22 protein-coding genes are annotated in these 26,147 nt (G+C 64.3%); 9 read left to right on the top strand and 13 right to left on the bottom strand.

Annotation, left to right across the window (positions count from 1 at the left end; translation table 11 throughout):
* Positions 1 to 14 precede the first annotated feature (14 nt).
* The 4 genes from H7A12_12650 to H7A12_12635 form a co-directional block, all read right to left on the bottom strand.
* Positions 15 to 1,070, bottom strand: a complete 1,056-nt coding sequence (locus tag H7A12_12650; GenBank protein ID MCP5321653.1) for a metallophosphoesterase — start codon at positions 1,068 to 1,070, stop codon at positions 15 to 17.
* A complete protein-coding gene (locus tag H7A12_12645) occupies positions 1,067 to 1,696 on the bottom strand; it encodes a TetR/AcrR family transcriptional regulator (GenBank protein MCP5321652.1) in 630 nt (209 codons plus the stop codon). Before H7A12_12645 ends, H7A12_12650 begins: the two co-directional genes overlap by 4 nt.
* Before the next feature lie 75 nt (positions 1,697 to 1,771).
* Positions 1,772 to 3,967 carry a TonB-dependent receptor gene (locus tag H7A12_12640; protein ID MCP5321651.1) on the bottom strand — a complete coding sequence of 732 codons (2,196 nt, stop codon included), beginning with the start codon at positions 3,965 to 3,967 and terminating at the stop codon, positions 1,772 to 1,774.
* 25 nt (positions 3,968 to 3,992) lie between these two features.
* Positions 3,993 to 6,164, bottom strand: a complete 2,172-nt coding sequence (locus H7A12_12635) for a TonB-dependent receptor (GenBank protein MCP5321650.1) — start codon at positions 6,162 to 6,164, stop codon at positions 3,993 to 3,995.
* Positions 6,165 to 6,568: 404 nt separating this feature from the next.
* Between H7A12_12635 and H7A12_12630 the strand changes: the two genes are divergently transcribed.
* The 5 genes from H7A12_12630 to H7A12_12610 all read left to right on the top strand — a co-directional run bounded on the left by H7A12_12630 (position 6,569) and on the right by H7A12_12610 (position 12,706).
* The gene (locus H7A12_12630) at positions 6,569 to 9,535 is read left to right on the top strand and encodes a molybdopterin-dependent oxidoreductase (GenBank protein ID MCP5321649.1); all 2,967 of its coding nucleotides are present in this window, start codon (positions 6,569 to 6,571) and stop codon (positions 9,533 to 9,535) included.
* Entirely contained in the window at positions 9,532 to 10,569 is a 1,038-nt protein-coding gene (locus H7A12_12625; GenBank protein ID MCP5321648.1) for a respiratory nitrate reductase subunit beta, read from the top strand. The genes H7A12_12630 and H7A12_12625 overlap by 4 nt, the downstream gene beginning before the upstream one ends.
* Positions 10,570 to 10,589: 20 nt before the next feature.
* The gene (locus H7A12_12620) at positions 10,590 to 11,135 is read left to right on the top strand and encodes a hypothetical protein (GenBank protein ID MCP5321647.1); all 546 of its coding nucleotides are present in this window, start codon (positions 10,590 to 10,592) and stop codon (positions 11,133 to 11,135) included.
* Complete coding sequence (locus tag H7A12_12615) at positions 11,132 to 11,617, top strand: hypothetical protein (protein MCP5321646.1); 486 nt, start codon at positions 11,132 to 11,134, stop codon at positions 11,615 to 11,617. The genes H7A12_12620 and H7A12_12615 overlap by 4 nt, the downstream gene beginning before the upstream one ends.
* A gap of 75 nt (positions 11,618 to 11,692) precedes the next feature.
* The gene (locus tag H7A12_12610; GenBank protein ID MCP5321645.1) at positions 11,693 to 12,706 is read left to right on the top strand and encodes an AI-2E family transporter; all 1,014 of its coding nucleotides are present in this window, start codon (positions 11,693 to 11,695) and stop codon (positions 12,704 to 12,706) included.
* 319 nt (positions 12,707 to 13,025) lie between these two features.
* Here the strand turns inward: H7A12_12610 and H7A12_12605 are convergent, their stop codons facing one another.
* The 7 genes from H7A12_12605 to H7A12_12575 all read right to left on the bottom strand — a co-directional run bounded on the left by H7A12_12605 (position 13,026) and on the right by H7A12_12575 (position 19,518).
* Positions 13,026 to 14,042, bottom strand: a complete 1,017-nt coding sequence (locus tag H7A12_12605) for an LLM class F420-dependent oxidoreductase (protein MCP5321644.1) — start codon at positions 14,040 to 14,042, stop codon at positions 13,026 to 13,028.
* Positions 14,043 to 14,157: 115 nt separating this feature from the next.
* Complete coding sequence (locus tag H7A12_12600) at positions 14,158 to 15,222, bottom strand: alkene reductase (protein MCP5321643.1); 1,065 nt, start codon at positions 15,220 to 15,222, stop codon at positions 14,158 to 14,160.
* A 68-nt stretch (positions 15,223 to 15,290) separates the two neighbouring features.
* Positions 15,291 to 15,920 carry a nuclear transport factor 2 family protein gene (locus H7A12_12595; GenBank protein MCP5321642.1) on the bottom strand — a complete coding sequence of 210 codons (630 nt, stop codon included), beginning with the start codon at positions 15,918 to 15,920 and terminating at the stop codon, positions 15,291 to 15,293.
* Positions 15,921 to 15,933: 13 nt separating this feature from the next.
* Positions 15,934 to 16,731: an SDR family oxidoreductase gene (locus tag H7A12_12590; protein ID MCP5321641.1), complete on the bottom strand. Its 798-nt coding sequence runs from the start codon at positions 16,729 to 16,731 to the stop codon at positions 15,934 to 15,936.
* 135 nt (positions 16,732 to 16,866) lie between these two features.
* Entirely contained in the window at positions 16,867 to 17,694 is an 828-nt protein-coding gene (locus tag H7A12_12585; GenBank protein ID MCP5321640.1) for an SDR family oxidoreductase, read from the bottom strand.
* 493 nt (positions 17,695 to 18,187) lie between these two features.
* A complete protein-coding gene (locus H7A12_12580) occupies positions 18,188 to 18,853 on the bottom strand; it encodes an HAD family phosphatase (protein MCP5321639.1) in 666 nt (221 codons plus the stop codon).
* Positions 18,850 to 19,518, bottom strand: coding sequence for an NUDIX hydrolase (locus H7A12_12575; protein MCP5321638.1), 669 nt, complete (start codon positions 19,516 to 19,518; stop codon positions 18,850 to 18,852). The genes H7A12_12580 and H7A12_12575 overlap by 4 nt, the downstream gene beginning before the upstream one ends.
* 610 nt (positions 19,519 to 20,128) lie before the next feature.
* On the opposite strand from H7A12_12575, the gene H7A12_12570 reads away from it, so the two are divergent.
* From H7A12_12570 to ggt, 3 genes are all read left to right on the top strand, one after another.
* Positions 20,129 to 20,416: a heat-shock protein HtpX gene (locus tag H7A12_12570; protein MCP5321637.1), complete on the top strand. Its 288-nt coding sequence runs from the start codon at positions 20,129 to 20,131 to the stop codon at positions 20,414 to 20,416.
* Positions 20,417 to 20,480: 64 nt separating this feature from the next.
* On the top strand, positions 20,481 to 21,368 hold the full coding sequence (htpX, locus tag H7A12_12565; GenBank protein MCP5321636.1) for a protease HtpX: 888 nt from the start codon (positions 20,481 to 20,483) through the stop codon (positions 21,366 to 21,368).
* Between the two features lie 3 nt (positions 21,369 to 21,371).
* Positions 21,372 to 23,174 carry a gamma-glutamyltransferase gene (gene ggt / locus H7A12_12560; protein ID MCP5321635.1) on the top strand — a complete coding sequence of 601 codons (1,803 nt, stop codon included), beginning with the start codon at positions 21,372 to 21,374 and terminating at the stop codon, positions 23,172 to 23,174.
* 3 nt (positions 23,175 to 23,177) lie between these two features.
* On the opposite strand, the gene rraA is transcribed toward ggt, so the two are convergent.
* Positions 23,178 to 23,663 carry a ribonuclease E activity regulator RraA gene (gene rraA, locus H7A12_12555; protein MCP5321634.1) on the bottom strand — a complete coding sequence of 162 codons (486 nt, stop codon included), beginning with the start codon at positions 23,661 to 23,663 and terminating at the stop codon, positions 23,178 to 23,180.
* 12 nt (positions 23,664 to 23,675) lie between these two features.
* Positions 23,676 to 24,998, bottom strand: coding sequence for an isocitrate lyase (aceA, locus tag H7A12_12550; protein MCP5321633.1), 1,323 nt, complete (start codon positions 24,996 to 24,998; stop codon positions 23,676 to 23,678).
* A 94-nt stretch (positions 24,999 to 25,092) separates the two neighbouring features.
* Between aceA and H7A12_12545 the strand changes: the two genes are divergently transcribed.
* Positions 25,093 to 26,055, top strand: coding sequence for a LysR family transcriptional regulator (locus tag H7A12_12545; protein ID MCP5321632.1), 963 nt, complete (start codon positions 25,093 to 25,095; stop codon positions 26,053 to 26,055).
* Positions 26,056 to 26,147 lie beyond the last annotated feature (92 nt).

Here is a 26,147-nt window from a genome sequence, read left to right as displayed (position 1 = left end):
GCTGCCAGTGTGAATCAATGTGCCACGGTCGGGCGCGTGCACCCTTCGGCACCGCAACGATCGAGCAGACCGTCGAGCCTGATGTTCGCGATCTCGGGCCCCTTGGCAGTCATCGTGACCCACATCACGTGATCCATGGTTCCCGGTCCGGGCGGGTGCGTATCGAGGGTGCCACCGGTGGTGCCCATCTGGATGTAGTCGCGACCGTTACGGCTGGCGAGTGAATAGTAGTGGAGGTGTCCCGCGACGACCGTATACGGCCGATCGCCGAGCATCGCCTCGATCTGCCTGAACTCCGGCGAATCGTATTTCCATGCCGGCTTGTGCAACAGCAACACCGTCCAGCGCGCATCGGCGTTGGCAGCCAGCGCCTCGCGCACGTACGCAACCTGCTCGGCACTGATCGCCACCTTGTCGAGATCCTGCAGGATCTTCATGACGCGCGCGAGTGCGGGATCGGTCCGCGCCGCGCGCCTGGCCTCCTCGGGGTCGTTCTGCATCAGCGCGACCGCCTGGCGAAACAGCGCATAGCCCTTCTCGTCGGCCTTGGCCGTCGAGAACGATTCCCTGCCGGGTCGCAGCACCGGAGGATCCTCGGTGTTCAGCGCCAGGAACAGCACGTCGCGGTAGCGAAAATGGTAGTAGTCACGCCCGAGCCGCTGCCGCCACACCGCCCGCATCGTCTCGTTGCCCATGTCGTGGTTGCCGACGACGTGGAAGTACGGCATCTGCAGCTTTCCGACCGCGTCGGCGATCTCCTGCCACTGGCGCGCCAGTTCGGCACGATCCTCCGTATACCCTTCGATATGGTCGCCGACACTCAACACGAAATCGGGCTGCAGCAGGTTGATCTGCTCCATCGCCCGCTCGAACACGCCGGCCCGATGCCCGCCGGTACGATCGCCGACGATCACGAAGCGAAACGCTGCGGGGTCCTGCACCAGCGGCTGGGCACTGCGCGGCACGTCGGGCGCCGCCACCAGCGGCGCCGCCGGCGGAGTTGCGGACGGCGCCGCACACGCCGCGACCATGATGGCAAGCAACGGAGCAAGCACACGCGATACGTTCATGCAGCCTCTCCCGGGCGGTGCAACACGCTGCGGGCCGCCGCGTGCATCAATGCACGGTAAGTCTCGCGCTGATCCGGCGCAACCGGATCGTAGCGGCGCACGCTACCGACCACACCGGCCGTGGCCGCAAAGAACATGATCCCGGCACCAAGCACATTCATCAGGTGAATCGGCGTGACATCGGCCAGCTCACCGGCCGCCTGCCCGTCCCGCACCACGCTCTCCCACAGTTCCAGCATCGGACCGGAATAGCGCACCGGAACGTCCTCATTCTCGTAATTCGAGACGCTGTCGCGCAGGATGATGCGCGCGAGCGTCGGGCGGGCCACCAGAAAATCCAGCGTGGCATCGAGCAGTGCAAACAGCCGCTCGGGATACGCAGGGGCCTGTCCGACGCGCTCGCACACGTAGTCAACCAGCGCCGAGTAGGCCCTGCTCTGGACGGCCTCGTACAACTGCTGTTTGGTCGGGAAGTAATAAATGATGGACGCGCGGCGTATATCCACCGCGAGTGCCACGTCCTCGAGACGGGTTGCCGAATAATCGCTCTCGGCGAAGATCCGCTCCGCCTCGTCCAGGATACGTTCGCGGGTCAGTTCACCACGACTACCCGCAGGGCGTGCCATCTCGACTCCTTGCAGACACCATCCGGGCAGACGCGACGCCTCCCCTTTCGAGGAAGCGCCGCTGCAACCCTCGACTCACAGCTCCCAGGTAAAATCCACGCCGTAGCTGCGCGGCTCGCCGTAGAGGGCGTACGGATCGATCACGCGCGCCAGGCTCAGCCAGTACTCCTTGTCACGCAGGTTCTTGCCCCACAGCGAAACGCGGAACGATCCACCGAAGGCCTGCACGTCGGCAAGCGTCAGCCGCGCGTTCAACAACGAATACTCCGGGATCAGGAAGGTCGGATTGCTGGTCGACGTGTGCATCTCGTCCTGCCACGAATAGTTCAGGTTGGCACTGAGCTCACCGGGCAACTGCCACGGGAACACGTATTCCAGATCGAGCGACCAGGCGTTCTTCGGCGAGTTGATCGGGGTGTAGACGTTTGCGCGGTTCACGCCATCGGCACCGATGATCTCCTTGTACTCCGGTTTCAGGTAACCGTAGTTGGCATGAAACGTCAGCCCCTCGAGCAGAACCGCGGTAAGCTCGGCCTCGACGCCCTTGATCTTCGCCTTGCCGGCGTTCAGCACGTCGGTGATCGACGGATTACCCACAACGGACGATGTGTTGACCTGGATGTCTTCGTAGTCCGCATCGAACACCGCGAGGTTGAAGCGGATGCGATTGTCCAGGAACTGCGACTTCAGTCCAAGCTCCACCGAGGTCAGCTCCTCCGGCTTGAAGCCCTGGTTGAAGCGAGGGATTCCGTTTGCACGCGTGTTGTATCCACCGCTCTTGTACCCGCGCGCGACCTTTGCGTAGACGTTGACGTCATCGGTGATGTCATACGCAACCACGGCGGTGGGGCTGACGTTGCGATACGTCTTGTTGCCGTCACCGGGCATACCCGTCGGTGTGATGACGCCGGCAGCAGCCGTTGCCATCACCAGCGTGGCTTCGCGCTTGTCTTCGGACCAGCGCCCGCCGAGTGTGAGGTGCAGGCGATCACCGAGCGCACTCGGGGTATACGTCGCCTGGCCGAACACAGCCGTTGCCTCGTTGTCCGCCGTAGAGATGGTTACGCCGGCCGTTATCGGAACGGGGATGAAATTTCCGGTGCGGGTGAAGCCCGTATTGTCACCGCTTTCCTTGAAGTAATAGAGCCCCGCCACGTACTCGAGCTGCCCGCCAAACGCATCGCCGGTGATCTGGAACTCCTGCGAGAACTGATCCTGGTCGAGATCTCCCAGGCTCGCTATGACGGGTCTGCCCGGAAAACGCGAGTAGGTGTCCGTCATCATGTTGTTCTGGACGTTGCTTTCCAGCTCGCGGTAGGTGGTGAGCGACTTCAGCTCGACCTTCTCGCTGAGCTGCCAGGTGAGCGTGAGCGAGTGCCCGTCAGCCGTGATATCGCTGTCCTTCAACTGGTCGTAGATGCTTCCGCGGTGCGGGATCTTCGGCCTGTCCGTCAGGGGGTTGACCTTGGCGAGGAACGCGGGGCTGTCGGCAATCGTGGAGCGGTCGTACGCATAACGGAGCTCGACGGCATCGCTGATGGCCCAGAGCACATCGAGGCGCAGGCCGTCACGATCGCGGTCGGCGTAATGGTCCGAGCCACTGCCCGCGTTGTCGATGAAGCCATCCTGCTTCGAATAGAGATACGCAATGCCCGCCGCCAACCGCCCTTCGATCAATGGGATGTTTGCGCGCGTCAGCGTGCGCACCAGGCTGCGATTGCCGATGCTCACACCCTGGCTGAAGCCCCACTCGTCGAGATCGGGCTTGCGGGTGATGAAGTTGATGGCACCGCCCGTGGCGTTGCGGCCATACAGGGCGCCCTGCGGACCGCGCAGCACCTCGACCCGCTCGAGATCGGCAACTTCCATCGCCAGACCCTGACTGCGCGCGATATAGGCTCCGTCAAGGTAAATGGCGACGCTCGGATCCTGGGTGATCTGATCGTCGTTGTTACCCACACCGCGCATGAACAACCGCACGGTGCTCGACGACGTGGGATGCGGTGCGAGCTGGAAGTTCGGTACCGAGGTACGAAGTTCGACGATATCGCGGATGCCCTTGCTTTCGAGATCCGCCGCTCCGAGCGCGACGATCGAGACCGGCGTGTCCTGCAGCGACTGTTCGCGTCGCTCGGCGGTCACGACGACCTCGTCCAGTTCGAGTTTCTTCTCGGCGCCCGGCTGGGCATGCGTGGTGGCTGCGACCGCGGCCAGTGCCATGGCAAGCGCACAACGGTCGAATCCGCGTGGGAAACGGGTACTCTTTATCATCATCGTGTCTCCAGGTTGGATTTTTTCAATACTCGTAAACGACGTCGATTCCGTAGCTGCGCGGATCGCCGAAGATCGCCGTCGGCATGCCGGCGTTGAAGTGGTCGAGGTAGTAGTCCTTGTTCTCCAGGTTGCGTCCCCAGATCGCAACGCGCAGCTCACCCACTCCCACCGGAATCTCGCTCAGCCCCACACGCGCGTTCAGCAGTCCGTAGTCATCGATGATGTAGCGGGTCGGCACCACCGATGAGCCGGAGAATTTCCTGTCCTGCCACGAGTAGTCCAGGCGCGCATTGACCACACCGATCGGCGTCGGCGGGAATTCGTATTCCGCCGAAATGTTGTAGTTGTGTTGCGGTGCGTTCACGAACTCGAACTGGGAGACGACATCGACACCCGCGCCGTTCTTGATTTCCTTGTATCTGGCGTTCAGATAACCGTAGTTCAGCGAGACGCTCAGGCCTTCGGTCAGCAGCGCAGTGACGTCAAGCTCGACACCGTCGATCACTGCCTTGCCCGCGTTCAGCACGTCGGTGATGCGGGTGTTCCCCGGGTCCGACTGTACATTGATCTGGATGTCCTTGTAATCGGCGCGGAAAACCGCCGCGTTGACGCGCAGGCGCCGCTCCCAGAGTTCGGACTTGATCCCCAGTTCGTAGGAGAGCAAGGTCTCCGGATCGAAGCCCTCGGCGAAGCGGGCGCTCGAACTGGCACGCTCGTTGAAGCCGCCAGTCTTGTAGCCCTTCACCACTTTCGCGTAGACGTTGGTGTTCTCGAGCAGGTCGTAGGCGAGCACTGCGGTTGGACTGAAGTCGTTGAAGTCCTTGTTGCCGTCGCCCTGCCGCGTGATCACACCCGGACCGCCGGCCGTACTGGTCAGCTCGAGCACACGTGAGTGGCGTTCGTCCTTCGACCAGCGCCCGCCGAGTGTGAAGTGCAGGCGATCGTCCAGCACCGTCGGGGTGTAAGTGCCTTGCGCGTAGACGGCGTACGCCGTGTTTTCGATGCGATAGGTGGTACTTGCAACGGTACGCCGTGGCGGCGTTGCACTGCGCCCGCGACCATCGGCCTTTTCGTCGAACCAGTAGATGCCGGCAACGTATTCGAGACGATCGTCAAAGGCATCGCCGATCAACTGGAATTCCTGGCTCTTCTGATCCTGGCTGTACTTGGTGGTACTCAGGCTGAGCGCCATCGTCGGTATGGCCGGGTTGGCACCCGTCAGGTAATTCTGGAAGTTTTCATTGTCGAGCTTGCGGTAACCGCTGATCGATTTCAGCGTCAGCGCGTCGCTGATCGCCCACTCCAGCGTCAGTGTATGCCCCTGCGCCGTGATGTCGTTCGGACGCAGATCCTGCACGTAGGGTGAACCGTGGCGCGGACGCTTGGCCTGGGCCGGATACAACGGCACCGCAGCAACGAACGAGGAAGTATCGTCGATCTGCGAACGGTCGTAGCTGTAGCGCGCCTGCAGCGCGTCGGTGGGCTCCCACAGCGCGGACAGTTGCCACGCATCGCGATCCTGCTCGCCGAAACGCCTCTTGCCGGTGCCTTCGTTCTTCACGAAACCGTGCTTGCCGGCGTTCAGGTAAGCCAGTTGCACGGCGGCCTTCTCGCCGAGCGGCACGCCGACCATGATGCGGCTGCGCAGCAGGTTGTAGTTGCCGCCGGTCAGCGACTGGCTGAATTCGAACTGGCCCAGCGCGGGAGCCCGGGTGATGAAGTTGATCGCACCGCCGGTTGCGTTGCGCCCGTAGAGCGAGCCCTGCGGACCGCGCAGGACTTCCACCCGCTCGATATCGGCGACCTCCATGGTCAGTCCCTGGCTGCGCGCCACATAGACACCGTCGAGGTACACCGCGACGCTCGGGTCCTGCGACAACTGCGCGTCGTTGTTGCCCACGCCGCGCATGAATACACGCAAGGCAGTGGTGTTCGACGGATGCGGCGTGAGCTGCAGGTTGGGCACGTTCGCTCGCAGGTCGGCAATCGTATAAATGCCCTTGGCCTCGAGCTCCCCACTGTTGAAGGCCGCCAGCGAGATCGGCGTGTCCTGCAGGGACTCCTCACGCTTTTGCGCGGTAACGATGATTTCCTCCAGCGCGGGCTGCGCACCAGCGGGTACTGCCATCACGGCCGCGAGCAGCGAGAGTGGCAGATGACGATATACAAAAGAACGAGCAACGACTCGGCGCATGGTAACTCCCCATTCAGATTCGAATCATTTTTGTCGCCGAGATGGGCGAGCATTGGACTGCTTCTATCTACCTGCGTGCAGGTATGTTTGTTACGGTATAGCCGAATCCGGGCGCTGTCAACACGGCATGAGTACACGCTGCCCGAGTGCACCTGACTGCACCGCCCCTGCCCGCGTTGTGTGCGGGTGGTCCGCCGCTGACGCGCAGGCGATGCGCGCACCTGCCCGGATCGGGGAACCCGGGGGTTTCATGCCAGACGGTGCGACCCCATCATGCCGCGCGAGTCGCACGAGGCTGACGCCCGATTGTTTGTTCAAACTCAAGGTTCTGATCAGGCTTCCTGCCTATCATCCTGTCGTATCAGTCGAGTCCGGTCCCGGCATCAAAGAGTAGGGAGAAGAACATGAGCGAGGTATCGACGAGCAGGCGCCAGTTCCTGAAGTTTGCCGCAGCCGGCGCCGCGATCGGCGCGGTGGGCTTGCCCCTGTTCCATTTCCGCTTCGTTTCTGCGGATGAAGCCACCCGGGTGGGGCCGCGCACCACACCGCCGCTAGGCACCTGGGAAGACCTCTACCGTCAGCGCTGGACCTGGGACACGATCACCAAGGGAACACACGGCTGGGCCAACTGTCGCTCGGCGTGTGCGTGGGACCTCTATGTGAAGGACGGCGTGGTCGTGCGCGAGGAGCAGACCGCCACCTACGGGCAATCCGAACCCGGCGTCCCCGATTTCAACCCCCGGGGCTGCCAGAAGGGCGCGTGCTACACGGAAGTGATGTACGGACCGTCGCGCACCAGCGTGCCGCTGAAGCGCGTCGGACCACGCGGCTCGGGCAAATGGGAGCGCATCGGCTGGGACCAGGCGATGAGCGAAATCGCCGAAAAGTGCATCAGCGCTGCCAGCCGCTGGGGCACCGAGACGCTTTATCAGGATCTGGGACCGAACTTCGATTTCGGACCGACCACCGCCGGTCGTTTCAAGTTCCAGTACATGGCTGCCGGCCTGTTCGCAGACAACTGGGCAGAGATCGGCGACCTGAACATAGGCGCCACGATGGCGCTGGGTGTCGCCCACGTCGGCGGCTCCTCCGATGAGTGGTTCCTGTCGGACTTCATCGTCGTCTGGATGATGAACCCGTCGGTGACACAGATCCCCGATGCGCACTTCCTGTACGAAGCGCGCTACAAGGGAAGCGAGCTGGTCGTGATCGATCCGGTGTACTCGGCAACCGCAGTGCACGCCGACCAATGGCTGCCGATCGCGGTGGGTACCGACGCCGCACTGGGCCTCGCCGTGGCACGACACCTGCTCGACGTCGGCGCGATCGACCTGCCGTTCATCCGCGAGCAGACCGACCTGCCGCTGCTGGTGCGCCTCGACAACGGGCGCTTCCTGCGTGCCGAAGACCTGAGCGACAGCGGCTCCGAAACCCAGCTCTACCTGTGGCATCCGCAGAAGAACGAACCGGTGCCCGCGCCCGGCTGCGGCGGCCATCCGGTACGCTCGCTGGTGCTCGATTTCGAACCGCCGATCGACGGACAGTGGACGCTGCGACTGAAGGACGGAACCGAGGTCGCCGTGGTGCCGGTCGGCGCGATGCTGAAGGAGCATCTGGCCCCGTGGACCTTCGAGCACACGGCCAGCGTGACCGGCCTGCACGTCGAACAGATCCGCCGCTTCGCCGATGGCTGGGCGCGCGCCGAGCGGCCGATGGTGCTGTCGTCGTGGGGTGCGAACCGCTACATGCACTCGGACCTGATGAACCGCGCGAAGATCCTCTGCCTCGCGCTGAAGGGAGCGATCGGCCGCAAGGGCACCGGCTACCAGTCATGCGGCTGGGTGGGACTGGACGGTTTTTCGAACGCGATGCAGATGGAGCGCGCCGGAATCACGGGACGCCTGGGTGCACTGCTCGGCACCATCGAGCCGGCGATGCTGTTCCAGTCGGTCCTCGATCTGGCGATGAAGCGCAAGACGCAGAACGAGGTGGAACGCGACGGCGAACTCTTCTACACGAAGAACCGCCTGTGCACGACCGACGTGGTCAACGTGAACTTCTCTGCCGAAGGCTACCTGGACGCACTGAACCGCGAACAGGAGGGTATGTCGCCCCGCCCGCTCGCGGCCTACCACCAGGAATCGAACGAAAAGGGCTGGGGACCGGGCGTGCCCGTGAAAGCGCCTCCGAAAGTGTTCTTCAGCGGCGGCGCCAACCTGCTGCGGCGCAACAACCTGCCGCAGTACCTGAAGGCCTTCATCTGGGACGAGATGGAGCTGATCGTCGACATCAATCCGAAGTTCTCGTACACCGGCACGCAGGCCGACTACATCCTGCCTGCAGCCGGCTGGTACGAGAAGCCCGGCATCAAGTACACGATGGCGTACATCCCGTACGTGCACTACTGCGGCGTCGCGGTGCAGCCGCTCGCGGAGTCGAAGGACGAGTTCGAGATCTACTGGTTGCTGTCGCGCGAGATCGAACGCCAGGCGAAGACGATGGACCTGCCGGTGTTCGACGGCTGCGGACGCGGCAGCAGCGACTGGAAGACGCTGCACCAGCGCTACAGCAACCACGGCGACCTCGGACAGAAGGACGCGGAGAAGCTGGTCACCGAAATCCTGCGCAGCAGCGCCACCGAAGGCGTCACGCTCGAGCAACTCAAGCGCGACGGCTACGCACGCTACACCGCCACCGGCGCCAGCCTGCAGCAGAGCGTGCTGCACAACCCCGACTGGGATGGCACCGGAGTGCTGAACACACTGACGCGCTTCACGGAGCACAAGGAACCGTGGCCGACCTGGTCCGGGCGGCTCACCGCGTTCATCGACCATCCGTGGTTCATCGAGTTGCGCGAGCAGTTCCCGACGCACAAGAACAGCCCCAAGGCGGGTGGCGACTACCCGTTCATGTTCGTGAGCTGCCATGCGCGCTGGTCGATCCACTCGAGCTGGCGCGATACCCCGATGATGCTGCGTCTGCAGCGCGGCGAGCCCGTGGTGTATCTGAACCCGACCGAGGCCGGCAATCTGGGGATCGCCGACCACGACTACGCCGAGCTCTACAACGACTACGGTTCGATCCGCATGCGGGTGAAACACTCGACCACGGTACGCCCCGGGGTGGCCTACTACTACCACGCGTGGGAGCCGCACCAGTTCCCGAACCACGAATCCTACAAGCAGTTGATTCCGGGTCTGGTCAACCCGTTGCACATGGCGGGCGGCTACGGCCAGATCGAACATCTGATGAACCGCTACCAGCCGGGCAGCGCGGTACAGGACACGCGCATCGGCATCCGCCCGTGGACCGGACAACCCACCGGTGTGAAGCCCGTGGCAACCCCTCACAGCGATGGTGAATCCGCATGAAATACGATGTCCCGACTCCGGACCGTCAGATCGCGATGGTCCTCGACCTGAACAAGTGCCTCGGCTGCCACACCTGCAGCATTGCGTGCAAGAAGATGTGGAACACCGACCAGGGCACCGACTACGCGTACTGGAACAACGTCGAGACGATGCCGGGCAAAGGCTTCCCGGCAAATGTCCACGACCCGGCAACCGCGGGGCGCGACCTCGACGGCAACACCAAGCGCGGCGAGATTCCCAATATCGACACCGGCTACGGACGCGCCTGGACCTTCAACCACAAGGATGTGCTGGCCTCGACCGGTGCGCCGGTGAAGGAATGGCTGCGACCGCGCGAGGAAGCCAAGTGGGGACCGAACTTCGACGAGGATCATGGCGCCGGCGAGTATCCGGCCGAGAACCACTATTTCTACCTGCCGCGCCTGTGCAATCACTGCACGCACCCGGCGTGCCTCGATGCCTGTCCGCGCGGGGCAATCCACAAGCGCAAGCAGGACGGCATCGTGCTGGTCGACCAGGATCGCTGCCACGGCTACCGGTTCTGCGTCGCAGCGTGTCCGTACAAGAAGGTCTACTACGACCACGTGCGCCAGGTATCGAGCAAGTGCATCTTCTGCATGCCGCGCATCGAGGAAGGCGTGGCACCGGCCTGCGCCCGCCAGTGCCCGGGACGGCTGCGCTTCGTCGGCTATCGCGACGATCCGGATGGCCCGATCCACAAGCTGGTGGACAAGTGGAAGGTCGCGATTCCGCTGCACCCCGAATACGGGCTCGGCCCCAACGTGTTCTACGTGCCGCCGATGAGCCCGCCGAAGCTCGATGCCGACGGCCGCCCGACCGACGAACCGCGCATCCCGCTCGCCTACCTCGAGTCGCTGTTCGGCAAGGCGGTTGGCCCTGCACTCGATATCCTGCTCGCCGAGCGCGAGAAGACGCGTCGCGGCGGCAACAGTGAGCTGATGGACCTGCTGATCGCATACAACTGGAACGACAACTTCAAGCTCGACGCGCACCAGCGCGAAGTGCTGAGCTGAACCGCGCTGGGAGCATCCACATGAACACGACCATCGAGTTGAGCGCAGCGCCCACCGCGATGCAGCCCGGCGGCTACGTCCCGGCCGCGTTCGCCGATCGCACCGCAGCCCTGACACCCAAGGCCTCGCTCGAGGCGGTGGCGACCGGCAACGGCTGGCGGATCACGCTGTCGTGGGCCTGTGCAGCGCCGGTGCGCCACACCGCCAACGAGACCGACCGTTTTCCCGACGCCTGCGCGGTACTTGCCCCGCTCGCGGACGATGCACCGTGGATCACGATGGGGGCACCGGAGCAGGCCGTCGAGGGTTTCCTGTGGAAGGCCGATCGCGAACAGCCGTGGCGGATCCGCGCCGAAGGGCTGGGCACCGTGCAGCGTTCGGCGCCACCTGATGGCACGCGCGTCAGTGCCGAATGGAGCGACGGTCGGTGGCAGGTGGTGTTCGAAATTCCCGAATGGGCTGCGCTTGCCACCCGGCGCCAGATCGCGGTGGCCGTCTGGGCCGGCGCTTCGCAGGAGCGTGCGGGGCTGAAATCGGTGAGTCCCGGCTGGCTGGCGCTCGGATGAACGCTGCCGCCAGCGGACCGAAGACCTCGACGCTGCGGTTGCTCGCGTGGGGACGCCTGTGGAGTCCGCTCGCCGGTGACGACGAACACGCCGAGGCATGGCACGCACTCGATCTGCCCGGCGATTTCACCACCGTGCGCATCGCCTACTGGAACGCCTTCCACGTCGGCAACCCGCAGCCCCCGGTGACGCTGCTGCTGCACGGACTGCTCGGACGCGACGGCGCCGCAGTGCGCGAGGACCTGATGCGTGCGGCCAACTATCTCGGCCTCGAAGGCAGCGAACACCGCCTGCCCCCGGATCATCTGGCACCGGCATGCGAGGTCTTCGCACTCGCGATCGAGCGCGAGGAGCCAGCGCTGGTCGCGGGCCTGCGCGAACGCTATCTCGCGCCGTGGGCGGTCCAGGCCGCCGAGCGCCTCGCCGATGAGGCCGAACTGCTCGCGCTGGTACAGCACTTCATGACGGATATCGGCGTGTAATTCTGCACGCTGCGCTTCCATGTGCCGTGCACGCTATGCTAGCGGCATCGAAATCGCCATCGCGATGAGCCGCCGATGAACACGATGTCCGCACCACGTCTCGATCTCGCAGTCTGCACGCTGTTCACACTCGCGCTGCTGCTGGTGCTGCCGCTGCACCTGTTGCCATCGCTGCTCGCAGGATTGTTGATCTACGCGCTGGTCGGGGCACTGGTGCCTCGGCTGGGACTGCCGATGCTCGGTCACGAAGGCGCACGTCTGGCTGCGGTGACGCTGATCGCGATCGTGGTGATCACCCTGGTCGCGCTCGCGATGGGCGGGCTGGTGTCGTTCCTGCGCCACAGCGGCGAGAGCCTGCCGTTGCTCGCACACCGCATGGCCGAGATCATCGACAACTCGCGCGACAGCCTGCCATCGTGGTTGATCGCCTCCATGCCGGCCGATGCCGATGCACTGCGCGCGGCCGCCGTTACCTGGCTGAAGGAGAACGCCGCGTTCTTCCAGGTCGCGGGTACGGGCTTTGGTGTTGCCCTCGTGCACATCCTGCTCGGCATGGTGATCGGTGCGCTGCTGTCGCTCGAGGCAGCCAGCTCGCAAGGCCGTGCGCGCCCGCTGAGCGCCTCGCTTGCCGAGCGCGCACGGCGCCTGGGCGACGCTTTCCGCCGGGTGGTGTTCGCACAGTTCTGGATCTCGACGATCAACACCATACTGACCGCGGTGTTCCTGGTCTTCGTGCTGCCGCTGCTCGGCGCCGAGCTGCCGTTCACGAAAACGCTGATCCTGGTGACCTTCATCGCCGGGCTGATCCCGATCCTCGGCAATCTGATCTCGAATACCGTGATCTGTATCGTCGGGCTGAGCCAGTCACTGTTCGTCGCGTTCGGCGTGCTGCTCTACCTGATGCTGATCCACAAGCTCGAGTATTTTCTGAATGCGCGCATCGTCGGCAGTCATATCAAGGCGCGCGCCTGGGAAATCCTGATCGCCATGCTGGTGATGGAAGCCGCATTCGGCATTCCGGGCCTGATCGCCGCACCGATCTATTACGCGTACCTGAAGCAGGAACTCGCCAGCCGCGAGCTGATCTGAGGCTGCCCCGTCGGGTTGAAACCCGACCTACGGGGGCGGGGTCGTGTTCGCAGGTCGGTATTCATGCCGACGGGAATGTCGGGTTGAAACCCGACCTACGGGGGCGGGTCGTGTTCGCAGGTCGGCATTCATGCCGACGGGAATGTCGGGTTGAAACCCGACCCACGGGGGCGAGCCGTATTCGTAGGTCGGCATTCATGCCGACAGGAATGTCGGGTTGAAACCCGACCTACGGGGGCGGGGTCGTATTCGTAGGTCGGCATTCATGCCGACGGGAATGTCGGGTTGAAACCCGACCTACGCAAACGGGGTGTGCGGCTCAGAGCATCTCCTTCGCAATCAGCTCCATGTTCGCCACGGTGCGATCGAAATCGTTGGCGTGTCCGATCAGCAGCGAACTCACCCGGGTCTTCTTCCAGTCCTGCAGGCGTTCACGTATGCGCCCGGGCGGGCCGAGCAACGAAATCTCGTCGACCAGCGCATCGGGCACGGCAGCGACCGCCTCCTGCTGACGACCGGAGAGGAACAGATCCTGAACCTTCTGCGCCTCGTCCGTGTAGCCCATGCGCCCGAGCAGGTTCTGGTGGAAGTTCATTCCCTTGGCACCCATGCCGCCAAGGTACAACGCCATCGTCCATTTGCCCGGCAGCAGCGCCCGCTGCAAATCATCGTCCACACCGAAGTTCACCATCGCCGCGATCTCGAAGCCGGGGCGTGCTGCCGCCAGACTGTCGTCGAAGATATGCATCTTGTACGGCGAACAGAAGATCGGCAGCCAGCCGTCGAAGCGTTCGGCCGCCAGCGCAACGTTTTTGGCACCTTCCGCGCCGAGCAGCACCGGAATGTGCTTGCGCAGCGGCTCGGTGATGCTCTTCAGCGGCTTGCCCAGGCCAACGCCGTCATTGCACGGCAACTGGTACTGGGCGCCCTGAAAGGCAACGGGCTCCTCGCGCGCGATCACCTTGCGGAAAATCTCCAGCCATTCGCGGGTGCGCTCGAGCGGCCTCGTGAACGGCTGGCCGTACCAGCCTTCGACCACCTGCGGACCCGATACGCCGACACCGAGCAGCAGGCGCCCGTTGGAGATATGGTCGAGCGTCAGCGCCGACATCGCCGCGCAGACCGGTGTGCGTGCCGAGATCTGCATGACCCCGGTACCGAGCCGGATGCGACTGGTGTGCGCAGCGATCGCCGCCAGCGGTGTAAAACAGTCCGAACCGTAGGCCTCGGCGGTCCACACCGAATCAAAGCCGATGCGCTCGGCGATCTGTGCGAGTTCGATGAATCGCGGCGTGGGATGCTTCTGCCAGTAACCGAGCTGCAAGCCGAGTTTCATGAGCGCTCTCCGTGACGGACCGTACGAACGGCAGCAAGTATAGGGTGCGCGTCGGGCGCGCAAGGAGAATCGAAGCGTGCCGACGCGGGATGAATTCCCGTCGTCGGCAGCCGCCTCACGGAGCAGGGGGATAGTCGGTGTAGCCCTTCGGCCCCGGGGTGTAGAGAGTCGTGCGGTCGAATACCGCGAGTTCGATCCCGTCTCGCATGCGGCGCACCAGATCCGGGTTGCTCAGATAGGCACGCCCGAACGACACCGCTGCCGCATCGCCCGCCGCCAGCACCCGCTCGGCCGACTCCTGGCGATAGCCATCGTTGACGATCAGCGGACCACCGAAGTGCTTGCGCGCCAGCGCAATCGCATCGAGATCGCGTCGCGGCGAGCGCACCACGTGCAGATAGGCGATGCCGAGCGGACGCGTCGCATCGAGCAGCGCGGCGAAGGTCTCGCTCGGATCATCATCGTGCAGGTCGTTGAACGGGTTCCCGGGGCAGATGCGCATGCCGACGCGTCCGCTGCCGGCAACCGCGATCATCGCTTCCAGCACCTCGATCACGAAACGGATGCGATTCTGCACGCTGCCGCCGTAGGCATCGGTGCGCAGGTTGGCTCCGGTGGACAGGAACTGCGCCGGCAGATAGCCACTGGTGCAGTGCAGCTCGACGCCGTCGAAACCGGCGGTCAGCGCCGATCTGGTGGCGTGGGCGTACTCGCCGATCACACCCGCGATCTCGTCGAGGCGCAACGCCCGCGGCTCGTCGAATTCGACCATCCCTGCCGCGTCGGTATAGATCTCGCCCTTCGCGCGCACCGCCGACGGTGCGACGGTCTCCGCGCCCGGGTCCTTGTTCAGGCGGCTGCTGGCGCGCCCGCAATGCATGAGCTGGACGACCATGCTGCCACCTTCGGCACGGACCGCGTCGGTCACGCTGCGCCAGCCCGCGATCTGCGCCTCGGTATGGATCCCCGGGGTGCGGCAATAACCCTTGCCGTGGATGCTCGGCTGTGCTCCCTCGCTGATGATCAGGCCTGCGCTGGCGCGCTGGCGGTAATACTCGACGTTGAGCGCGGTCGGTGCGTCGCCTTCGCCGGCACGGCTGCGCGTCATCGGCGCCATCACGATACGGTTGGCGAGCTTGAGTTCCCCGAGTTGCACGGGTTCGAACAGGTGTACGGTCATGCCATTGAGACTCCGGTCAGAATGTCGGCTGGATCGCGACCGCCACGACTTGCGGCGGCCGCCGCTGGTCAACGCACGCGAATGCGCGGTTCCGCCGTGGTGCGACGCATGCGCTTCAGGAACTCCCCGACCGGTGCCGGCGTGGCAACTTCGGGCTCGTCGTTCGACGGCGGATTGATCCAGAACTCCTTCCACGACGGGAACAGCTCGTGGTATGCACCATCGTAGGGTTCGCGGCCCGGCCAGCGCATCTTCTTGTCGCCGATCGGTGGCTTGTTCAGATCGGTGGCGTACCAGTAGCACGGCAGGCGGCGCCGGAAGTACCAGCTGCCGTCGACGCGCTCGTAGTTGTCCCAGTAGAGCATCTGCATGATCACCCACTCGGGACCCGTTTCATGCTCGTTCTTCGAGTACACCACCCCGTGGGCGTGGTCGGCATCGTCGAATTCGATGATGTGGTTGCCGATATGGTGCGAGGTGCCGGTGAACTGCAGCCGTAGCGTGTCGTCGAGCCAGCGCTTGAGATGCGCGCGCCCGACCTTGTCGCGGCTCACCCGGATATCCGGTGCGAACAGGTTCACGTGCGCGTCCAGATCGCGCATATCGAGCGACAGGGCATAGCGTGCCGGAAGCTGGCGGATCGCCTCCAGCGATTCGAGGCGATCGATGCGGGCCAGCAGGTCGGAATCAGAACTCATGGCATCCTCCGCTTCAGACTGCGTCCATGTCACCCATCGACGCCGAGCCGGTCTGCAGCTCGCAGGTCTTGCCGCCATCGACGACGAGCTGCGTGCCGGTGATGTACGAGGCCTCGTCCGAGGCGAGAAACAGGATCGCGTTGGCGACCTCCACGGGGTCGGCAATGCGCCTGAGCGGCACACCTGCCGCCGTTGCAAGCTGTGCCTCGCGGGTGGGCAGTGCCATTTCCGTCCCTGGCGTCATCACGACACCCGGGATGACCGAATTGACGCGGATATTGTGCGGTGCGCCTTCCAGCGCCGCCGTGCGCGTGAGGCTCAGCACACCGGCCTTCGCGGCGCCATACGCCGACGTGTACATCGAGCCGAGCAGTCCGCACACCGACGACACGTTGACGATTGCGCCGCCACGCTGGCGCTCCATCACGCGAAAGGCTGCCTGGATACCGAAGAACGTGCCGTCGAGCGAGACGCGGAAGCTCGCACGCCAGTCGTCCTCGCTCATGTCGACGATGGTTGCGCCGACCATCGAGTAGGCGTTGTTCACCAGGATATCGAGACGCCCTTCCTCGTGCTCGACTCCCTGCACCACATCCGCGAAAGCCTGGCGGTCGCTCACGTCGAGCAGGGCAGCACGTGCCGTGCCGCCCGCATCACGGATCGCTCGTACCACCTGCTCCAGCGGCTCGATGCGCCGCCCGCACACGACTACCCGTGCGCCTTCTTCCGCAAAGCGCTGCGCGCTCGCCGCGCCGATGCCTGTGCCGCCGCCGGTGATCAGCGCGACCTTGCCTTCGAGTCTTCCTGCCATGGTGCGTTCTCCTGTGTTGCCTCGGGCGTCGTTGTTGGGGCGTGCGCGGCACGCCCGTACGGATCATCGGGCGTGCGCGGCACGCCCCTACACCCCATCGGGCGTGCGCGGCACGCCCCTACATGCCGTTCCCCGTCAGAGCATGTGGCTGCCGCCGTTGGCGGCCAGCGTCTGCCCGGTGAAATACGACGCTTCGTCGCTGGCCAGGAACAGCGCCGTGTACGCCACCTCGACCGGCTCACCCATGCGCAGCAGCGGGATCTGGTCGGTGATCGTCTTGGCATACGCCGGATCGAGGTTGGCCATCATGCGGGTGTTGGTCGCTCCCGGGCAGATCGCGTTGACGCGGATGCCGCGCCCGCCGAGTTCACGCGCCAGGCATTTGGTGAAGCCGAGCACCGCAGCCTTCGAGGCGCAGTAGTGAACTGCACCGGTACCGTTCAATCCGGAGGTGCTCGCGATATTGATGATCGATCCCTTGGCGCCGGACTTGATCATCAGGCGTACCGCCTCGCGGCTGTTGTAGAAGACACCGTTGATGTTGATGTCCATCACGCGCTGCCAGCCGTCGTCCTGCATGTCGACGATGTGATCGAGGTGCACAGTCGGCGTTTCGCCACGCGCGAGCTGCGCGTTCAGTTCGCCGAGACGTTCGTAGAACTTGTCGTAGCCGTCGTTCGGCGCTGTACCGATACCCGCGTTGTTTACCAGTACGTCAAGGCGTCCGTAGCGCTTTTCGACTTCGGCAAAGACAGCGCCGACCTGGGCACTGTCGGATATGTCCGCGGTCAGCGCACAGCAATCACCGCGCGAATTGATGCGCGTCAGCGTGTCGTTCACATCGCCAGGCGTAAGGTCCACCGCGATCACCTTCGCGCCTTCGCGAGCGAACAGTTCCGCCATCGCCCGGCCCATTCCCAGCCCTGCTCCCGTAACGAGAGCCACCTTGCCCTGCAGCCGCATCGCCCGCACCTCTCTGCCGTGGTTTCATGTCAGCCGCGAACTATAGCGACCCGCGCCCCTGCGTGAAAGCACCGATCCGACTGGCCACAATTGACTTCGGGGTTCGCCCGGAGGGGGCGTAGATGCGCCTGCAAAGGCCATCGCAAAACGCTGCGAGGCGGCGCGTGGCGGTAATTCCGTCGGCATGAATGCCGACCCACGTGGGTCGGGTTTCAACCCGACCGGTATCAGCACCGACCATCGACGTGGGTCGGGTTCCAACCCGACAGGGATCGGCTCCGACCATCGACGTGGGTCGGGTTCCAACCCGACAGGGATCGGCTCCGACCATCGACGTGGGTCGGGTTCCAACCCGACAGGGATCGGCTCCGACCATCGACGTGGGTCGGGTTCCAACCCGACAGGGATCGGCCCCGATCATGACGTGGGTCGGGTTTCAACCCGACAGGTATCGGCTCCGACCATCGACGTGGGTCGGGTTGCACCCGCCCGTTCAACCGAGCAGGACCTCGATATCGCGGATGGTACGCGCAGGGTCCGGACCAACCAGCACGCCGTGCATGCCAAGTGCGCGCGCCGCTTCGACGTTTGCCGGGTGGTCGTCGAGGAATACGCAATCGTCCGCCCCCAGGTTGCCGAGCTCGGCGAGTGCGATTTCGAAGATGCGCCGGTCGGGTTTGCGCACCCCGACATGGCTCGAATCGACGACGAACTCGAACAGCTCGTGCACCGGGATCAGGGTGCGCCAGGCGTCGCCGAACTCGCGTACGTTGTTGGTGATCATGCCGGTGCGGTAGCCACGGCCGCGCAGCGTACGCACCAGCGTGACCAGTTCACCGCGACTGCTGCTGCCGGCGCTCGGATCGGCGGCTGCCATGCGTGCAAACAGGTCCCAGAGATCGACCTCGAGACCACGCGCACGACCGAGTACAAGAATCATCTCACGCGTGACATCGAGTGCCAGCTCACCCCGTTCGAGCCGGTGCCACGGGTGCTCGCCATCGTGCTCGTAGGAACCGAACACGATCTCGCTCACGACACGCGGATCGGCGCCGATGACACGCCCGAACTCCTCCACCGCGGTGAACGGCGAATCGGTGAATACACCTCCGAAATCGAACAGGAATGCCTTCGGCCTGCGTGCACTGCGCCCGCTCACCACGGCACGACTCCTTCGTTGAGGTACTGCCACTCGGTCTTGCCGAGCACCGTGCGATGGCGCGGCCCCGGGGCATCGGGATCCGAGGTGGCGTAGCCGGCGTCCCCCGCGTACATGGACTGTGCCGTGCGATCCGGACGCATCAGGAAGCAGGGCTCGAACACCGGCGGCTGGCGTCGCGCGATACGCATCAGCGCCTCTTCGACATCCGCGCATTGCGCCAGCTCGATCAGGCTGACGAAGGTGGGCGGCAGCAGCTCGATCTCGCCGCTGGCGCGCTTTTCCAGTGCTTCGGCCGGACGCACCCAGAGGTGATCGTGGATCTCGCCACCATCGACCGTCACGGCGCAGTCGAGCGGGGCTCTTGCAACGAAGAACCAGGTCGCGAAGCGCTTCGGTGACACCGGCGGCGTGGTCCAGTGCGAGTAATAGTGCAGGGACTCCGCGACGATCGACAGTTGCGCCTCCTCGAGCGTCTCGCGCACTGCAGCAACGCGCGCTGCGGCGAGCTCGTCCGGCGCCGTCGCAGTTTCCTCGGGATCCACACGTCCGCCCGGAAACACCCACGCACCACCGGCGAAGCCGAGCGCTGAATTGCGCCGCAACAGCAACGTGTGCAGACCGTCTGCGGCATCGCGCAACAGGATTACGGTCGAGGCGGGAATGATCATGGGAAACTGCTCCGGATTGCCGGGAGGCATGACTATAGAGAGTGTCGCAAAACATTACGAGGCGCGTGGCGATACCTTCGTATGACCGGGGCGTGTGCCGCAGGGATGCGGAACGGCAAGTCCCTCGGCATGCCCCCACGCGCTGGCGCGGGCGTGACGGGCTGGCTAGAATGCGCCGCCCGCACGTGCCCAGGAGTCACTGTGTCGGCATGAATGCCGACCTACGGGAAGGCGCCGCCCGCACGCGCCCAGGAGTCACTGTGTCGGCATGAATGCCGACCTACGGGAAGGCGCCGCCCGCACGTGCCCAGGTGTCACTGTGTCGGCATGAATGCCAACCTACGGGAAGGCGCCGCCCGCACGTGCCCAGGAGTCACTGTGTCGGCATGGCATGCCGACCTACGGGAAGGCGCCGCCCGCACGCGCCCAGGAGTCACTGTGCCGGCATGAATGCCGACCTACGGGAAGGCGCCGCCCGCACGCGCCCAGGAGTCACCCACGCAGGTCGGGTTTCAACCCGACATGTGGTAGGTCGGGTTTCAACCCGACATGTGAAGCACCGCCCACACGCGCCCAGGTGTCACAGAGGGCTCGGAGAGCAGACGTGAAGCAGTTGTTCGTGATCCGCAACCAGCATCAGCATTACCTGGGGCGCAATCACGAGTGGATCGACGGCAGCCACCCACCGGCGCTGTTTCGCACACCACATCGCGATATGGCCGTGAACGAACTCTTCGAGGTCAACGTCAAGGACTTTGCGCTGCGTGGTGAAATCATCGCCTGCGAGACCGACGAGCGCGGCTTGCCGGTGGTCGAGGTACTGAATCCCATCGCCGACGGCGTTCCGGATGCAGGCACCGACACCGCAGGCGCCGAAGCCACGCCGACTTGAAACTTCACCTGCCACACCCCACCTGAGCGCGGTACGAATCAACCGCAATGAGGAGCCTCCATCCATGATGCGCATAGGATTGTTCCTGTTGACGAACCTGGCAGTCCTGGTGCTCGCCAGCGTCACGCTGAACCTGCTCGGGTTCAACTCGATCATGGCGGCGAACGGGGTCGACATGAACCTCAACGCCCTGCTCGTGTTCTGCGCCGTGTTCGGCATGAGCGGAGCGTTGATCTCGCTGTTCCTGTCGAAATGGATGGCTGCACGCAGCACCGGCACGCGCGTGATCGAACAGCCGCGTACTCGCGAGGAACAATGGCTGGTGCAGACGGTCACCGAGCTGGCGCGTGACGCCGGGATCGATACGCCGCAGATCGGCATCTTTCCTTCGCATGGCTCAAATGCGTTCGCCACCGGCTGGAATCGCAACGCCGCACTGGTCGCGGTCAGCGACGGACTGTTGGCTCGCTTTCGCCCCGACGAGGCGCGCGCCGTACTGGCGCACGAAATCGGCCACGTCGCCAACGGAGACATGGTCACGCTGGCCCTGATCCAGGGCGTGGTGAACACCTTCGTGATGTTCTTCGCACGCCTGATCGGCCACACGGTGGACCGCGTCGTGTTCAAGACCGAACGCGGCCACGGCATCGGCTTCTACGTGACGACCATCGTTGCCGAAATCGTGCTCGGGCTGCTCGCGTCGATGATCGTGATGTGGTTCAGCCGCCAGCGCGAATTCCGCGCCGACGCAGCGGGAGCACGCTTTGGCGGGCGCAACGCGATGATCGCCGCGCTCGAACGGCTGAAGGCAGAACAGAACCAGCCGAAGGAGATGCCGGAAGCCCTGACCGCCTTCGGCATCAGCGGCGATCTGAAACAGGGGCTGATGGCGCTGCTGCAAACGCACCCTTCGCTCGATGCGCGCATCGCCGCGCTGCGTAACGGTGCCTGATCCATGCACACTACCCTGCACGCACGTGTGACACGACTGCTGATTGCCGCTGTTCTCGTATTTGCTCCAACCGCACATGCGGAGCAGGCCAGGCAAGCCGCCACACCCATCGTCGGCTACGACGCGCGTTTCCACCCGGTGCTGTCGAAGGCGGGAATGGTGGTCAGCGCCGAGAGCATCGCCAGCCGTGTCGGTGCGCACATCCTCGCCGTCGGCGGCAACGCGGTCGACGCGGCCGTCGCCACCGGCTTTGCTCTGGCGGTCACGTATCCGCAGGCCGGCAACCTCGGCGGCGGCGGCTTCATGCTGGTCCATCTTGCGAAGGAGAAGCGCACGGTCGCGATCGACTACCGCGAAGTGGCGCCCAGGGCCGCGCAGCGCGACATGTTCCTCGACGAGCGCGGCACTGTCGCCGAAGGCCGCTCGCAGCGCACGCACCTCGCATCGGGTGTTCCCGGCACGGTCGCAGGGCTCCTGCTCGCACACGAGAAATACGGCCGCCTCGATCGCGCCACCGTGATGCGTCCGGCAATCGACCTGGCCCAGCACGGTTTCCCGGTCAGCTTCACGCTCGCGAACACGCTGGCGAGTCCGTGGGGGAAACGCCTGCTCACGAATCCGGCGGCAGCGCACTACCTGTTCCGCCCCGACGGCACGCCGTGGGAACCCGGCGAAATCCTGCGCCAGCGCGATCTCGCCTGGACGCTCACCCAGATCTCGGACCGCGGCGTCGCCGGTTTCTACGAGGGGCCCGTCGCGGATCGTATCGTTGCCGAAATGAAGCGTGGGCACGGTCTGATCACGTACGATGACCTCGCAGCGTATCGAGCCGTGGAGCGCGAGCCGGTGCGCGGGACATTCCACGGTTACGAGATCGTATCGATGCCGCCTCCTTCTTCAGGGGGTGTGCATCTGGTGCAGATGCTGAACGTGCTCGAGGGCTTCCCGCTGCGTGAACTGCAACTGAACAGCGCGGCCTACATCCACGTGCTCGCGGAAACGATGAAGCACGCCTACGCGGATCGCAGCCGTCATCTCGGCGATCCCGATTTCCACCAGGTGCCGGTCGCCGCGCTGACATCACCGGAGTATGCGCGCACCATCCGTGCCGCCATCGATCCACAGCGTGCCACGCCGTCGCAGCAGATCCTGCCGGCGACGGAATTTCCGCACGAAAGTACCGAGACCACGCATTACTCGGTGGTCGACGCCGATGGCAACATGGTATCGAACACCTATACGCTGAACTTCTCGTTCGGCAGCGGCATTGCCGTTCCCGGAGGAGGCTTCTTCCTGAACAACGAGATGGACGATTTCGCCGTGGCTCCGGGCGTGAAGAACGCGTTCGGGCTGACCGGCGACGAAGCCAACGCCGTTGCGGCAGGCAAGCGTCCGCTGTCGTCGATGACGCCGACCATCGTGCTGCGCGACGGTCAGCCGTATCTTGCCACCGGTGCTCCCGGCGGCCCGCGCATCATCACGGTGGTACTGCAGATCCTGCTGAACACGCTGGTGTTCGACCTGAACATCGCCGATGCGAGCGCACAATCGCGCGTGCATCACCAGTGGCTTCCCGACGAGCTCTACCTCGAACCGGGAATCAGCCCCGACACCACCGCCCTGCTCACTGCCATGGGATATACGATCGGCGCTGCCGGACCGCTGTTCGGCAATGCACAATCGCTGATGTTGCGCGACGGCGTCATGTACGGTGCCAGCGATACGCGCCGGCCCGGCGGTGGCGTCACAACGGTGGAAGACGTGCAAAACGCCAGCGAACTGCGCAAGAAACTGCTGCCGCGCTAGTCGTCAGCCCGCATCGAGCGCCGTCGCTGCAACGATGATCCCGTTGGCGTCGGCGTAGAGGTGTTCGCCGGGGATGAAGTCCACCCCGGCGAAACGTACGGTGATATCCCGGTCACCGATCCCGCGCTTGTCGGTTTTCAGCGGGATCGCGGCAAGCGCCTTCACGCCAAGACCCAGGCGCGCGAGCGCCTCCACATCGCGCACGGCGCCGAATACCACGATTCCTTCCCAGCCATTGCGTACCGCCTTCTCCGCAAGCTGATCACCGAGCAGCGAACGGCGCAGCGAACCACCGCCATCGACCACCAGCACGCAACCACATCCGGGTTCTGCGACCAGGTCACGCACCAGCGAGTTGTCCTCGTGACACTTCACCGTGACGATGCGACCATGAAACGCGTCACGACCGCCAAAGTCACGAAACAACGGATCGGCAACGCGAACCAGTCCGGGGTGGCTGTCGCAAAGATCACAGGTGCTCGAGCTCATGTCGCCCCGCCCTCAATGGCTCGCAACGACGGTGAACTGCTCTTCCTCGGTCGAACCGGTGAGTGCGGTGACCGACGAAGCACCGCCCTGGATGCAGGTGGTGACCTGGTCGAAGTAACCGGTACCGACTTCCTGCTGGTGGCTCACGAAGGTGTAGCCACGCGAGGCGGCCGCAAACTCCCTCTCCTGCAGCTCGACGTAGGACGTCATGCCGTTGCGCGCGTAGCCGTAGGCAAGTTCGAACATGTTGTACCACATGCTGTGAATGCCAGCGAGCGTGATGAACTGATACTTGTAGCCCATCGCCCCGAGCTCGCGCTGGAACTTCGCGATCGTCGCGTCGTCGAGGTTCTTCTTCCAGTTGAACGACGGCGAACAGTTGTATGCCAGCAACTGGTCGGGGTATTCGCGGCGGATCGCTTCGGCGAAGCGCCGTGCCTCGGCCAGATCCGGCTTCGCCGTCTCGCACCAGATCAGGTCCGCGTACGGAGCGTACGCAAGACCACGGCTGATCGCCTGATCCAGCCCGGCACGCACGTTGTAGAAGCCCTCGGCGGTGCGCTCGCCGGTGACGAACGGCTTGTCGTTCTCGTCATGATCGCTGGTCAGCAGGGTCGCCGCGTTGGCATCGGTGCGCGCCAGCACGATCGTCGAAGTGCCGCACACATCCGCCGCCAGGCGCGCAGCAATCAGCTTCTGCACCGCTTCCTGCGTGGGCACCAGCACCTTGCCACCCATGTGGCCGCATTTCTTCACCGACGCGAGCTGGTCCTCGAAATGCACACCGGCCGCGCCTGCCTCGATCATCGCCTTCATCAGTTCGAAGGCGTTCAACACGCCACCGAAGCCTGCTTCGGCGTCCGCAACGATCGGCGCGAAGTAATCGACGTATTTCGGGTCGCTGGGCGCGATATTGCTCGCCCACTGGATCTGGTCGGCGCGACGGAACGCGTTGTTGATGCGCCGCACCACTGCCGGCACCGAGTCCACCGGGTACAGCGACTGGTCGGGATACATCGTCTGTGCCGAGTTGTTGTCGGCAGCGACCTGCCAACCGGAAAGGTAGATCGCCTTCACTCCGGCCTTGACCTGCTGTACCGCCTGTCCACCGGTCAGCGCTCCAAGGCAGTTGATGTAGTTTTCCTCGTTGATGTACTTCCAGAGCTTCTGCGCACCAAGCTCACCCAGCGTGTGCTGCGGTTGCAGCGAACCGCGCAGATGCACCACGTCGGCGGCGCTGTAGCCGCGCCTGATGCCCTTCCAGCGCGGATTTTCTGCCCAATCGTTCTCCAGCAGTGCGATCTGCTCGGCGCGTGTGGACGTGTGAATGCTCATCGGATCGGCTCCCTGGCCCTGTAAAGATGGACACAGTGTAGGTATCACGCGAAAATTGATCTAATTTATCGCTTGTATCGCTGGCATTCGCACTATGAATATAGAGAGGATCGACCTGAACCTGCTCGTCTACCTGGACGTGCTGCTGCGTGAACGCAACGTGACACGGGCCGCGAGCTACCTCGGGATCACGCAACCAGCGATGAGCAACGGACTGCGGCGACTGCGCGAAGTGTTCGACGACCCGCTGCTGGTGCGCACCAGCGAGGGGATGACGCCGACCGAGCGCGCGATGGACCTGCAACCGGTGGTGCGCAGCGTGCTCAGCGCGGTCGAGCGCGCCATCCAACCCAGAAAGCCGTTCGATCCCGCGCAATCGACGCGCGTGTTCCGCATCATGGCCAGCGACTACGCGGAATCCACGCTGATTCCAGCCGTGCTCGCGCGACTGCGCCATGAAGCGCCCAGCGTGGCGCTCGACATCATGACGCCGAGTGACGTCAGCTATCTGAACGTCGAACAGGGCAAGGTCGACATGGTGATCAACCGCTTCGACTCGATGCCACAGTCCTTTCACCAGACGACCGTATGGCAGGATGATTTTTCCTGCCTGCTGAGCGTCGAAAACCCCCTGTTGCCCGGCTTCAGCCTCGAGCCATACCTCCAGGCGCAGCACGTGTGGGTGAGCAAGACCGGCATGGGCGTCGGAGTCGGCGTCGATCCCAGCGCAGTGCAGGACCTCGGCTGGGTCGACGAGGCACTGGGTCGCCTCGGGCGCAAGCGGCACATCAGCGTATTCACGCGTCACTATCAGGTCGCGGTGCTGCTGGCGCAGCAGCGGCATCTGGTGGTCACCGTACCGAGCAAGCTTGCATTGCTGATGCGCGACGATCCACGGGTGGCCATCGAATCGCCGCCGTTCGAAATCCCGCCGTTCGAACTGAAGATGGCATGGAGTCCGCTGTTGCAGCGCAACCCCGGGCACCAGTGGCTGCGCCGACTGATCATCGAGGTGGCACGCGAAATCGATGACGGGGTCTCGACAGGCATCGAATGATTCACACCATGAATAGCGGGCATTGTCGCCATAATTGAACACACCCTGCCACGCCACCCTAGAATCGGACACTCGCCCCCCCCCTGCCGAGA

This window comes from Pseudomonadales bacterium (assembly GCA_024234165.1).
In the GTDB taxonomy this organism is placed as follows: Bacteria; Pseudomonadota; Gammaproteobacteria; order Pseudomonadales; family UBA5518; genus UBA5518.
Note: the sequence above shows the minus strand (reverse complement) of the source record. Positions and strands in the feature narration are given on the sequence as shown.

Excerpts from the sequence above, each read along its gene's own strand:
- H7A12_12585 (MCP5321640.1), bottom strand. The coding sequence starts at position 17,694 with ATGCGGCTGCAGGGCAAGGTGGCTCTCGTTACGGGAGCAGGGCTGGGA.
- H7A12_12610 (MCP5321645.1), top strand. The coding sequence starts at position 11,693 with ATGAACACGATGTCCGCACCACGTCTCGATCTCGCAGTCTGCACGCTG.
- H7A12_12645 (MCP5321652.1), bottom strand. The coding sequence starts at position 1,696 with ATGGCACGCCCTGCGGGTAGTCGTGGTGAACTGACCCGCGAACGTATC.
- H7A12_12545 (MCP5321632.1), top strand. The coding sequence starts at position 25,093 with ATGAATATAGAGAGGATCGACCTGAACCTGCTCGTCTACCTGGACGTG.
- H7A12_12595 (MCP5321642.1), bottom strand. The coding sequence starts at position 15,920 with ATGAGTTCTGATTCCGACCTGCTGGCCCGCATCGATCGCCTCGAATCG.
- H7A12_12590 (MCP5321641.1), bottom strand. The coding sequence starts at position 16,731 with ATGGCAGGAAGACTCGAAGGCAAGGTCGCGCTGATCACCGGCGGCGGC.
- H7A12_12635 (MCP5321650.1), bottom strand. The coding sequence starts at position 6,164 with ATGCGCCGAGTCGTTGCTCGTTCTTTTGTATATCGTCATCTGCCACTC.
- H7A12_12605 (MCP5321644.1), bottom strand. The coding sequence starts at position 14,042 with ATGAAACTCGGCTTGCAGCTCGGTTACTGGCAGAAGCATCCCACGCCG.
- H7A12_12615 (MCP5321646.1), top strand. The coding sequence starts at position 11,132 with ATGAACGCTGCCGCCAGCGGACCGAAGACCTCGACGCTGCGGTTGCTC.
- rraA (MCP5321634.1), bottom strand. The coding sequence starts at position 23,663 with ATGAGCTCGAGCACCTGTGATCTTTGCGACAGCCACCCCGGACTGGTT.
- H7A12_12625 (MCP5321648.1), top strand. The coding sequence starts at position 9,532 with ATGAAATACGATGTCCCGACTCCGGACCGTCAGATCGCGATGGTCCTC.
- aceA (MCP5321633.1), bottom strand. The coding sequence starts at position 24,998 with ATGAGCATTCACACGTCCACACGCGCCGAGCAGATCGCACTGCTGGAG.
- H7A12_12640 (MCP5321651.1), bottom strand. The coding sequence starts at position 3,967 with ATGATAAAGAGTACCCGTTTCCCACGCGGATTCGACCGTTGTGCGCTT.
- H7A12_12620 (MCP5321647.1), top strand. The coding sequence starts at position 10,590 with ATGAACACGACCATCGAGTTGAGCGCAGCGCCCACCGCGATGCAGCCC.
- H7A12_12630 (MCP5321649.1), top strand. The coding sequence starts at position 6,569 with ATGAGCGAGGTATCGACGAGCAGGCGCCAGTTCCTGAAGTTTGCCGCA.
- ggt (MCP5321635.1), top strand. The coding sequence starts at position 21,372 with ATGCACACTACCCTGCACGCACGTGTGACACGACTGCTGATTGCCGCT.
- htpX (MCP5321636.1), top strand. The coding sequence starts at position 20,481 with ATGATGCGCATAGGATTGTTCCTGTTGACGAACCTGGCAGTCCTGGTG.
- H7A12_12650 (MCP5321653.1), bottom strand. The coding sequence starts at position 1,070 with ATGAACGTATCGCGTGTGCTTGCTCCGTTGCTTGCCATCATGGTCGCG.
- H7A12_12600 (MCP5321643.1), bottom strand. The coding sequence starts at position 15,222 with ATGACCGTACACCTGTTCGAACCCGTGCAACTCGGGGAACTCAAGCTC.